We start from the raw sequence: 9,906 nt of genomic DNA on the forward strand, positions 1-9,906 counted from the left end.
AAGAAACCAGGGATGACGTAGGCGTAGTTGTAGGCATCGACGGCGACACCGACTCCAAAGGCTGCGGCGATCGCAATTTGGCGCACCAATCCAAAGACTTTGCTAATTAGAGTGGCGACTGCGACAATGCCGGCAATCCCTGCGAGGGAACGAGAGGGCTTCTGTAATTGGGACACAAATGGTTACAAACGCTAATGCTAAAAGGATTCACTTATTTTAATCGTGAATCGGGAGAATCATATCATGAACTCATAAAACTTCTAGGGGGAATTGTGCTTATACCAATTTTATCGATATTACTGACTTGCGGAAATTCAATAATCGATCGCGACTATGCGTCCTAAGTAAAAACCGCCATTTCGTGCTATGATGCGTCAATCTATAATCTACAATATAAAATATACGCTCTAAAAATGATGACACAAATGAGTTGATAAAAGCCGATAAATAACATATAGTTGATAACTGATAACTGATTTTGTTAACTACCAGACTTATTTAAAAAGTTCGGAGTTCGGTATTCTGTTATAGGTAAAATCTAACATCTAACATCTAACATCTAACATCTAAAATATAACATCTAAAATCGAATGACTGGCTTAATTTACAAATATCCTCCTCTTTTACCCGGAATTCTCATCAAACGTTACAAGCGATTTTTTGCCGAAATTGAACTAGATTCGGGAGAAATAATCACCGCGCACTGTCCGAATACTGGCCCGATGACTGGTGTTTACATTCCCGGCAATCCAGTGCTAGTATCTCCCAGCGACAATCCTAAACGCAAGTTAGCTTATACTTGGGAATTAATTAAAGTTTGCCACACTGTGCCAACTTGGGTGGGAGTTAATACTGGGCTGCCAAATCGAGTAGTTAAATTAGCTTTGGAATTGAAATTGTTTCCAGATTTGGGCAATTACAGTTTAATTCAACCGGAGGTTGTTTATGGCACTGATAAAAAAAGTAGAGTGGATTTTTGGCTAACTGGTGAGGAAAAACCGATTTTTCTGGAAGTGAAAAATACAACTTGGGTAAAAGAGGAGTTGGCTTTATTTCCCGATACAGTGACGGAGAGGGGACAGAAGCATTTGAGAGAATTGATAGAAGTGGTGCGGCAGGGTTCGAGGGCTGTAATGCTCTATTTTATTAATCGCGGGGATTGTACTGATTTTGCTCCGGGGGATAGTGCCGATCGCATTTACGGAGAATTGTTCAGACAGGCTATGAGTGAAGGTGTCGAAGTTTTGCCTTGTCGGTTCGACGTGACGCCGGAAGGCATTCGCTATTTGGGGTTAGCAAAACTAGATCTACTAACCCTAAATGATTAGTTTAAATTGCCTGCATTTCTTGATCGAGCTCGACACTAGCCACGCCCGTTACGCTCTTTATTCCTTCTAGCTTCGACTGAGAAACTTCTCCAGTAACGATACCAATCACAGGCAGCACCTCATCCACTTTCATTCCCGCCGATTCTAAGGCAGTGACAACCGATTGAATTACCGATATGTTTTGGTCGTCAACAGCCACTATGATGCGCTGTACTTGTTCGTCAGACATATTTAGCATCCTTTGGAGTACATCCATTGCGCTATTGTAAATTGTCTTCTGTTAGATCCCCGCAGGGTTAAAGTGCTGCGGGGATTTGAGTATTCTGCATTACGGAGCTTGTACTAAACCGCTTCCGACACGAGTATTTGGCAACGGTAGCGCCATAGCATAGGCAGTCAGCAATTGCCAAAGTTCAGCACCTCGTTTACCAGTCGATTCGGCATACAAGGCCGCGATGCCAGCTACGTGCGGTGTAGCCATGCTAGTGCCATTGTAAGCAGCATAACGCCCTTTATTCATAGGCACTGATGAGTATACTTTCACTCCTGGAGCGGCGATATCGACTTTCGTTCCTTGAATTAGGTCAGAGGTAGCCGAGAAGTCAGGCACTTGGACGCAGTTATCGACGGCTGCAACAGCCATAATCGAGGGACTATTCGCTGGTTGTCCAACGGTTTTGGTTGGTCCGTGGTTGCCGGCGGCCGCCACGATCAGACACCCATTTTGTAGTGCCCGACGACCGACAGTTTCGTAGGCCGTAGAGGGCTTTGGATTGGTGTTTCCTAATGACATCGAGATCACTTGACACCCATTGGCGATCGCCCATTCCATCCCAGCCAGAATCCAGCCACTAGCGCCACTACCGGCATTACTCAACACTTTACCGACATAAATGGTCGATTCGTAAGCGATCCCGTACCTGCGACCGTTAAGATCCTTGAACCCGCAGGCTGTCCCGATGCAGTGCGTGCCATGACGGTTGCCATCTTGTACGTCCTCCCCTGGTACGAAGGACTGCGATACGATCGATCGACCTGCGAAGTCGGGATGTTGGAGATCCATCCCCGTATCCAGCACAGCAACTTTCATTCCACTACCAGTCAACAGAGAGTTGATCACCTTCGTTGCCTTCAAACCCCAAGTAGACTCGCTATCATCGGAAAAACATTCTTGTTTCTCGATTTCTGCTGCTTCTGTAGTAGTGGCTTTGTCGTACAGGTTATTCACCGCATCGCGATAACCCCGCAAATAGTCTGCCGGCAACCCATCACCAATGGCGTAGAAAGTGCGCTCAGGTTCGATCGCCAGAATAGCCGAATCCTCTCCCGCTGAGGTCATGATGCTGCTGAAACCCCCTTCGTCTAACGAGACGACGGCCACGCCGAGAGTGGGAAACACCGCTCCCCCTGCTGCTTCAATTTGGCTCAAGTCTAGAGCAGAGTCCGGGAAATCGGCAGAATTTGCCAGTCCTCTGATGCCAGTTTGGTCGTTCAGAAGATCTAACCCTTCTATCACCGCATCATCGCGGAAAGTAATAATGTAACGCCCTGTTGTTTCATCAGCTTGGGCAGTTTCTGGGATGGGAAAACTAGGTTGTTCAGACATAAATACCTCTTATTGGGTGTTATTAGAAATCCATGACAGTTTTTCTGACCTAAATTTCTACTTTTTTTGCTACTGACTCGACTTATTTATGACTTACGCAAAAGAGCTATTTTTACATTGTTGGTCGTCGGGTAAGGTGCGGTGTGCTGCGCCCTACAGATACACTTTGTGCGTAAGTCCTGTGCTGTTTACTCGGCTAATTTGCTAATTTGATGGTAAAGTTTGTCATCTAACCGTCCTTCTCCTGTCTGGATTAGCCATTTTTCTAAAGTACGGTTTTTATCAGTAAATTGTTGGGATTTACCCTTGCGTCTAGCCACGATCAATCCATTAGAAATCACAATTTCCCGATCGCCCTCTACCTCTTCACCACTTTCTCGGACAATCAAACCACGATACCCCAAGCCTTCATTAACAGCTCCTTCTCCTTGATGTGTAGACAATGATTGAAGCCGTTGTGTAAACTGCTGAGATTCTTGCACTGTCAATTCCCAATGTGGGTTTGGTCTGCCACTAAACATATCCACTTCTACTTGCATCTTTTTGTCTCCTAAAGCTGTGACCGAACATCCAAGCAAAGTCACCAAAAACATTAAAAAACCCAAGCCAATTATCCTTTCTAGATATGTTGTGAATGAATAAGCCCGTTGCATGGTCTTCTTCTCTAGTGTGGGGAACCCACATTCCGCAGTGCTATATAGCAATCCTAAATCATTTGTAAATTTCTTACTCCCTCCTCTTGGTAAAGGGAGGGTTGGGGTGGGGTAAAAAAATTATCACTCCTGCAAGGATTGCTATAGATTCTATTTAATCTTTTGGCTCTTACAAGTGTAAAAGTAGCCACAAAATATGGTGTAAGGCCCACGGTTACAGGTAGCTGGGTTAGTGATGACTATGCCACTGTTATCTGTATTCCGAGCCGCCGTCGAACCCGGTTTGTGAGCCCAAAATCCTTCTCGCATTTTGCGATACCAGTGGAAATCAACAAAGCCCGGACCAGGGGCAATAACCAGTGCTACTAAATAGCGAGGGGCTTGTGAGGCCGGGAAACAATCGTAGCGTTTGTGCAATCCATCGCACAGAGAAGCTTTGGTAACTTCTACGCAATTAATTGCAGTGTACTGATGTCCGCATCCTTTTCCTGGTTGGGCAAAAGTATCTGTGCGCTTATTGCTCGCATAGTTATAGCAGTTGTTGTTTTGCCGGATTACGGGGTTGTTGTTCCAGAAGCCAGGGTTATAGGGCGAAGTATCATAAAAGCAGGTAGCAGCCACTTCGCTTGAGGTGTCTACCGCCATGTTTGGTAAGTCTTCAACATCAGATACTGAAAGTCTGCTGCTGGTTTCCAGTTGTTGTCGCAGAAAATTCTGCAACATTTCATCTAAAGGTAGTTCTTCTCCGAAAGCCGATGCTTCTGGAGATGATTCTGCACTGCTCATTAAGCCGATCAAACGCTCAGCAATCTCGTTTGCTTTATCGCTAGCAGCACTCGCACCTGCAGCCATATACATACTAGCGGGTAGTTCAAAGTCTTGGGCAAGCTCGTCAGAGAGGGGTTCAATGGTGAAACCGCGAAACCCTAATCCAGCATCAGCAGAAGCTGCTTCGGCTACAATGCTACGATTGTTAGCAATCTCTTTGAGTGTAGTTCGAGCTTCTTCCTCGTCTGTAATAATCCACTCTGGAGCGGGTCTTCCGGAAAATATATCGGCAGTAATCCGTAACATACTTAACCTCTTTTTTGAGTAGTTTTCAGCAAACAAGCTCCACCTTAAAGTTGTTCAATAGCTAGAGAAGACAACCTTGGTCATGAGAGTTATTTAAGCTGAGTTTCAAAACTGCATAACAGCTTTTGATCTAATAGTCCTCAAAAGAAACTTGAACAGCAATACGACGATCCGCGTATAGGATCATGAAGATATTGCAACAAAATTCCATTTTAATAACAGCAACTTTTATCAATAGATGTTGCTTCTTTTCTGTTATAGCAAGTAAAAAAAATCCCATAAATGGGAGTCCGTGCAATAATATTGAGTAAATTCGAGTTAATAGTCGATTAATTCCGCTCCTATGTAGATTAAGTTGTCAAGTTAAATTTAGAATAAAAATTTAACTTGACAACTCCACTCAGATTTATGCTGTCAAATTCAGCGTGAAATTGTCATAACTGTTAATATCAAGCAACCGGAAGCCTACATTAGTTGCTTGGGTGCTGCTTGTCCACTCACACCAGTCAAATGCTTGTGGAGGGACAGGCCTCACGTAAGGCCCTGCCCAATTTGCTCCGTTATCAGCCTCAGCATAGTAGCAGTAGTAGCGATTCAGACTACGCAAACTATCCCCATATACCACTTTGCATTCGCCAGGATTGAGTCGCCACCAACCTTTTTTTGCCCAATTTCCACCATCTGGACAGTTGGGGTGATAGTACATAATAGCTACCCAAACACCAGATGTATATTTGTTGCAAATTGTGAGCATATTCCACCTCTTACAATGAGTAATTGCCAATGAATACGGTTCTATGTCCCTGTTTTGTAACGGGTAAATTCAGGTAAAACTTCTTTGTTTTCCACAGAGAACATTGATGATGCACGTAGTGTGTGAAGGAATGTTTGATTTTCGATGCCCGGTTTAGCATCAGATTGACCTTCGCGAGCTACCGAATCTTGTTTTATTGCACTGACATCCACAAAATCGACTGTTGCATCTTCTTGGCTTTTTTGAGGTAAAACTTCTTTGTTTTCCACAGAGAACATCGATGATGCGCGTAGCGTGTGAAGCAAGGTTTCATTTTCGATGCCTGGTTTAGCATCAGATTGACCTTCGCGAGCTGCCGAATCCTGTTTCTGAACACCGACATCGACAAAATCGACCGTTGCATCTACATTATTGGTTTCCATTTTTACCTCCGTAGTGGATTTTTGTTTAGCACAGTTTACAGACTCCATATAGCGTTTAATCTCATATTCCTCAAAATAAACTTAGAGAGCAATACGACGATCCGCGTATAAGATTATGAAGATATTGCAACAAATTCTGCTTTGAATAATTCCAACTTTTACCAAGCAATCATCACAGCATTCGTCCGGCTTTGTAGGCTTAGTTTTTTGTAAAGATGCTTGATATGTTTGCGAAGCAAAATTATTTCTTGAATTATTAGATAAATGAGTTGGCAAAAGTAGATAAAAAGTTTATACTTTACAGTTGATAGTGATTTAGGATGGATGTTTACACCCCACCCTAAAAGCATTCTGCCCTGAAAGCTGGTTTCAAACCCCTAAATTTTGATAAACCAGTGATTTACGGTTGGGTGGGTGCGGGTTTTTTATATTGTCAATTATTGGCAGGTATTGTTGGTGAACCCGCCCCACAAAAATTATGTCTATTTAGCAATGCCCCATGACTGACTTAATTGACAGATATCCTGCTCTTTTACCCGGAATTCTCATCAAGCGGTACAAGATTTTATTAATCACGGAGATTGTACTGATTTTGCTCCGGGGGACAGTGCCGATCGCCTTTACGGAGAATTGTTCAGACAGGCGATTAATGCAGGTGTAGAGATTGTGCCCTGTCGCTTTGAGGTGACACCAGAAGGCATTCGCTATTTGGGGTTATCAAAACTGGATATTTGAGATTTGGTGCGCTTCATGGGGACAAACTCAGTCAAACTGGTCAAGCCGACTAAATGCTACTCACCCTCCAACAAGCTGCTGCTTAGCCTCAGATGCGTAAGCCATGAAACTGTCAGAAGTGTTGCTATTCGGAGACTTGAACAGTGATTTGAAATTCCTCAATGGTTGATTTCTCACCAACCCACTCACGCAAGTTTTTTAGTTGTAATTTTACTCGACCGGGATTGTTTGCTTGAAAGGTGAACACGCGCTGCCCGCCACCACCTATCCCTGTATTACTAGGCAGATTAATGTCGTCACTTTTGAATTGTAAAACTTCTGTCTCTAAGGCGGGCAGGGACCAGCGGTAGCCTGTTGTTGAATTTTCGTCTAAACGAAGTATGAGTGTCTGTCCGCGCTTGAGGGTTAAAACTGTACCACTATCGGCTTGAGATAAAGTTACTTCAGACATAGATTGTAATGTATGGGGTGATGGAGGTGGCTGTATAGATTGCTGTTTTGGCTGTGCGGTCGGCACTGGAGGAGATGTTGTGCGAGTATGTGAAGCAATGTTAGGAGACAGGTAGGTAAAGGATACTAAATAGGTCGAAATGATTAAGGCTAAAAACATATTTATGTACAAAATAAACAGCGATCGCCAAGTTTAGTCGCGCTAGAAGCGGAATTGGCTGAGTGGCGGTTGACGGTTGCATGGTGAACCTTGAAGTTGAACCATCAACCGTCAACATACTAGATGCAAAATCTTTGATTCTAGCGCGGCATAAACTGGGAGAGTCGGCGACAATCAAGCTTTACCAAACATAAAGGGTGGATACTTTGTTGTCGGCTTCTTCATAGTATTGGACGGGTTTAGCTAATACTTTAGCATGGGCTGCGATGACGTTGAAGGCAACGATCGCAGAGTCAGAATTATCGGCAAATTTGCGCCAACCAATCTGATCCACATACATATAAGCGTTACGAGTTGAGCTGTTTGTCCACAGTCCCAGTACCTTTTTATCAGTTTGCCAAGCTGTGTTGCCTTGACTAACAGCATTTTGAGCGGGGGGATCGAAGGTGGGACGGTCTTCTTGACTTGCGGTTTGCTTCGCAGTTTGAACGGGAGGTTCTTGGGTGGGGTAGGCTTCCATTTTTATCTCCTTAATATTGGGGTTGAAGGGTTCTGCGATCGCCTGACAAGGCACACAAACCTCATCAGGTGAACCGGCTGGATTGCTGGAATAAGTCATGGTCGTTCCTTAATCTCTAGAAGCGTATCGTTAATTGTTGGACTTGGGATTTTGGACGATCGTCTCAAGTCCGCTGTTTTTTACCAGGCGTAAATTTCTTTGATGATCGCGTTTTCTTGATAGAGGCTGACTGGACGATCGGCCGCTTTAGACGCAGCAAGCTGAATCAACATATCGAGGTTTGTTTCATCGCTAGCATCAGAGAGTTTCCTCCAGCCGATGCCTTCGCTGACATAGACATAAGCATTGCGATCGGCATTATTTGTCCAGAGTCCGAGAATTTTCACATTTGACAACCAGCCGGTTTCAACGATGCCATCCACCGCGAACATACTGGAGTCAATCCCGCACTGCCCGTAAGCGATGCGGAAAAAGCCATTCTCACCAAAGTTCTGTCCCCAGCTATTTTTCGCGATCCAATAGCCTTCGGTGTCGTTATAACCGACGATCGAGACACAGTGACCACCCTCAACCTTGCCGCTAACCTGGCGATAAATGCCGCTTTTGTAAGCGAAGAAATCTGTGTAGACAGTGAAGCAAGCTACCAACGCGCCACGAGTGGAAAGCCATTCCTTCATATCTGCGATCGATTTAATCTCATGCCAGCCGCTAATTTTAACGGCGCTACTTTGCCAGTTACTGGCAAGGTTGCTGCAATTTTGATCGGCTGCGGTGTAAGGGTAAGAAGCTTCGATAGCGAGTCCTGTTTTCGCAGAATCCATTGAGGGTGGCACCCACCAACCGTTCCCGCAGTTACGTCCTAGGGCGCGGGCATAGCAGTAGAACAAGTGAGCTTCGGATAAATCGATCGCCAGCGCCGGATTGTTGCGAATGCGGCGAATGGTGGTTTCGATCGTTGCCACAGTGCCAAACGCAACACAAGAACCGCAAGAACCTTGGTCTTTGACTGGTGTCACAAATCCACCTGTCCGCATATCGAAGCTGGCGGGAAAGCCAGCAGTCTCGCCTTTAATCTGTGCCGACTTAAAGACTTCCTGATTGATCTTGGCAATCTGCTCTTGTTCTTCAAAGGATGGTTCGTTAGGCCCAGGTGTATAACCGAGGCGCAGTTGCTTTTCGGCATCTGAAAGCTGAGTCATGCTCGTTTCGCCAGCTTGCCAAGAGGCACCCGCTAGCTCGATTGCTGCTTGCAATTTAATGGAATCCATGTCATCTCCTTAAAACATAAAGTAGGTTTGACTCAAATTAAAACCGCTCGTGAGTTTTCGTATTTTTTGCTCTTTTTTCGAGCTGCGATCGAACGTTGGATAACAGCGTTTGATCTAATAGTCTTCCAAATAAACTCTGGTAACAATACGACGATCCGCGTATAGGATTATGAAGATATTGCAAAAAATTTTCCGTTGAACCACCCCAATTTTTCTAGAGCAACCATCACAGCAGCAGTCCGGGTTTGTACGCTTAGTTTCCCGTAAAGATGCTCTAGATGTTTTCGCACTGTTCCTTCACTGCAACCGAGCACTTTAGCGATTCCTGCATTGCTTTTATCTTTGGCAATCCAGAATAAAACTTCCGCCTCGCGTTTGGTGAGTCCTAGCGATTCCAGGGCGGAAATAGAGAATGATTGCAGTTCTTCTTCCTCCAATAGCAAGACATATTGCTCTTTGATGGGATCGGGAATCAGCCGGACGATCAACTGTTTTCCTGCCTGTTGAATGTGCAAGGGCAAACAGCGAGAGGGAACATTGTGGTTGAATGCGATTCGCGCAATCTGCTCCTGGAACCAATGTTGTAAGGATTCTGGCAATGAGTAGGGAATGTGGTGTAAAAAATACTGGCTTAAAAGTTCTTCTGCCCGTTGAGTCATGAATTGCACTTCGCCTGCAATCTCTACAACTATCGCCCCTACGCGATCCAAAATTTGCTTGACTAATCCCTTAATGAAATTATCTGGCTCCTTATCTGTGCGATCGCTCTCGACTTTGATAATACAATCTTGGTAGAAAATTTCGTAACTTTCGACCTCAGCTTTTGGTGCTTGGAGTCGATCAAAATCTTGAGATGTCAAAATAACTGCGCGCTGACGCCTGTGTTTCTGTGAATTCATGGGAAATATCTCCATTGGCATATACGGTGAACATGGC

The 9,906-nt window shown here is 44.6% G+C and carries 11 protein-coding genes and 2 pseudogenes; 2 read left to right on the forward strand and 11 right to left on the reverse strand.

All coding sequences use genetic code 11. The features are described 5' to 3' along the window. Positions 1-176, reverse strand: a pseudogene (locus QUA38_RS24595) (murein biosynthesis integral membrane protein MurJ); the annotation flags it as partial. A 414-nt stretch (positions 177-590) separates the two neighbouring features. Between QUA38_RS24595 and sfsA the strand changes: the two are divergent. Further along, positions 591-1,328, forward strand: coding sequence for a DNA/RNA nuclease SfsA (gene sfsA, locus QUA38_RS24600; RefSeq protein WP_333166548.1), 738 nt, complete (start codon positions 591-593; stop codon positions 1,326-1,328). Position 1,329: 1 nt separating this feature from the next. Here sfsA and QUA38_RS24605 read toward each other — a convergent pair whose 3' ends face one another. The 6 genes from QUA38_RS24605 to QUA38_RS24630 all read right to left on the reverse strand — a co-directional run bounded on the left by QUA38_RS24605 (position 1,330) and on the right by QUA38_RS24630 (position 5,837). Then, the gene (locus QUA38_RS24605; protein ID WP_333166550.1) at positions 1,330-1,557 is read right to left on the reverse strand and encodes a hypothetical protein; all 228 of its coding nucleotides are present in this window, start codon (positions 1,555-1,557) and stop codon (positions 1,330-1,332) included. Between the two features lie 99 nt (positions 1,558-1,656). Further along, positions 1,657-2,934, reverse strand: a complete 1,278-nt coding sequence (locus QUA38_RS24610) for a S8 family serine peptidase (RefSeq protein ID WP_333166552.1) — start codon at positions 2,932-2,934, stop codon at positions 1,657-1,659. 188 nt (positions 2,935-3,122) lie between these two features. Further along, positions 3,123-3,587, reverse strand: a complete 465-nt coding sequence (locus QUA38_RS24615; protein ID WP_333166555.1) for a hypothetical protein — start codon at positions 3,585-3,587, stop codon at positions 3,123-3,125. Positions 3,588-3,737: 150 nt separating this feature from the next. Continuing rightward, on the reverse strand, positions 3,738-4,661 hold the full coding sequence (locus tag QUA38_RS24620; protein WP_333166557.1) for a hypothetical protein: 924 nt from the start codon (positions 4,659-4,661) through the stop codon (positions 3,738-3,740). A gap of 406 nt (positions 4,662-5,067) precedes the next feature. Continuing rightward, positions 5,068-5,415 carry a DUF1036 domain-containing protein gene (locus tag QUA38_RS24625; RefSeq protein ID WP_333166559.1) on the reverse strand — a complete coding sequence of 116 codons (348 nt, stop codon included), beginning with the start codon at positions 5,413-5,415 and terminating at the stop codon, positions 5,068-5,070. 41 nt (positions 5,416-5,456) lie between these two features. After that, a complete protein-coding gene (locus QUA38_RS24630; RefSeq protein WP_333166561.1) occupies positions 5,457-5,837 on the reverse strand; it encodes a hypothetical protein in 381 nt (126 codons plus the stop codon). Positions 5,838-6,401: 564 nt separating this feature from the next. Between QUA38_RS24630 and QUA38_RS24635 the strand changes: the two are divergent. Continuing rightward, a pseudogene (locus QUA38_RS24635) lies at positions 6,402-6,572 on the forward strand (DNA/RNA nuclease SfsA); the annotation flags it as partial. A 124-nt stretch (positions 6,573-6,696) separates the two neighbouring features. Here the strand turns inward: QUA38_RS24635 and QUA38_RS24640 are convergent. From QUA38_RS24640 to QUA38_RS24655, 4 genes are all read right to left on the reverse strand, one after another. Beyond that, the gene (locus QUA38_RS24640) at positions 6,697-7,023 is read right to left on the reverse strand and encodes a protease inhibitor I42 family protein (protein WP_333166562.1); all 327 of its coding nucleotides are present in this window, start codon (positions 7,021-7,023) and stop codon (positions 6,697-6,699) included. A gap of 340 nt (positions 7,024-7,363) precedes the next feature. Beyond that, positions 7,364-7,801: a hypothetical protein gene (locus tag QUA38_RS24645; RefSeq protein ID WP_333166565.1), complete on the reverse strand. Its 438-nt coding sequence runs from the start codon at positions 7,799-7,801 to the stop codon at positions 7,364-7,366. An 80-nt stretch (positions 7,802-7,881) separates the two neighbouring features. Continuing rightward, positions 7,882-8,970 carry a C1 family peptidase gene (locus QUA38_RS24650; protein ID WP_333166566.1) on the reverse strand — a complete coding sequence of 363 codons (1,089 nt, stop codon included), beginning with the start codon at positions 8,968-8,970 and terminating at the stop codon, positions 7,882-7,884. A gap of 167 nt (positions 8,971-9,137) precedes the next feature. Continuing rightward, positions 9,138-9,906, reverse strand: a 769-nt coding sequence (locus QUA38_RS24655; protein WP_333166569.1) for a helix-turn-helix transcriptional regulator, incomplete at its 5' end; no start/stop codon positions are given.

Origin of the sequence: Microcoleus sp. Pol12B4, from assembly GCF_036701385.1 — a bacterium.
GTDB lineage: Bacteria > Cyanobacteriota > Cyanobacteriia > Cyanobacteriales > Microcoleaceae > Microcoleus.

What these genes read in the sequence shown, in the direction of transcription:
- QUA38_RS24610 (WP_333166552.1), bottom strand. Translation starts at nt 2,934, where the DNA reads ATGTCTGAACAACCTAGTTTTCCCATCCCAGAAACTGCCCAAGCTGAT.
- QUA38_RS24630 (WP_333166561.1), bottom strand. Translation starts at nt 5,837, where the DNA reads ATGGAAACCAATAATGTAGATGCAACGGTCGATTTTGTCGATGTCGGT.
- sfsA (WP_333166548.1), top strand. Translation starts at nt 591, where the DNA reads ATGACTGGCTTAATTTACAAATATCCTCCTCTTTTACCCGGAATTCTC.
- QUA38_RS24640 (WP_333166562.1), bottom strand. Translation starts at nt 7,023, where the DNA reads ATGTCTGAAGTAACTTTATCTCAAGCCGATAGTGGTACAGTTTTAACC.
- QUA38_RS24620 (WP_333166557.1), bottom strand. Translation starts at nt 4,661, where the DNA reads ATGTTACGGATTACTGCCGATATATTTTCCGGAAGACCCGCTCCAGAG.
- QUA38_RS24605 (WP_333166550.1), bottom strand. Translation starts at nt 1,557, where the DNA reads ATGTCTGACGAACAAGTACAGCGCATCATAGTGGCTGTTGACGACCAA.
- QUA38_RS24625 (WP_333166559.1), bottom strand. Translation starts at nt 5,415, where the DNA reads ATGCTCACAATTTGCAACAAATATACATCTGGTGTTTGGGTAGCTATT.
- QUA38_RS24615 (WP_333166555.1), bottom strand. Translation starts at nt 3,587, where the DNA reads ATGCAACGGGCTTATTCATTCACAACATATCTAGAAAGGATAATTGGC.
- QUA38_RS24645 (WP_333166565.1), bottom strand. Translation starts at nt 7,801, where the DNA reads ATGACTTATTCCAGCAATCCAGCCGGTTCACCTGATGAGGTTTGTGTG.
- QUA38_RS24650 (WP_333166566.1), bottom strand. Translation starts at nt 8,970, where the DNA reads ATGGATTCCATTAAATTGCAAGCAGCAATCGAGCTAGCGGGTGCCTCT.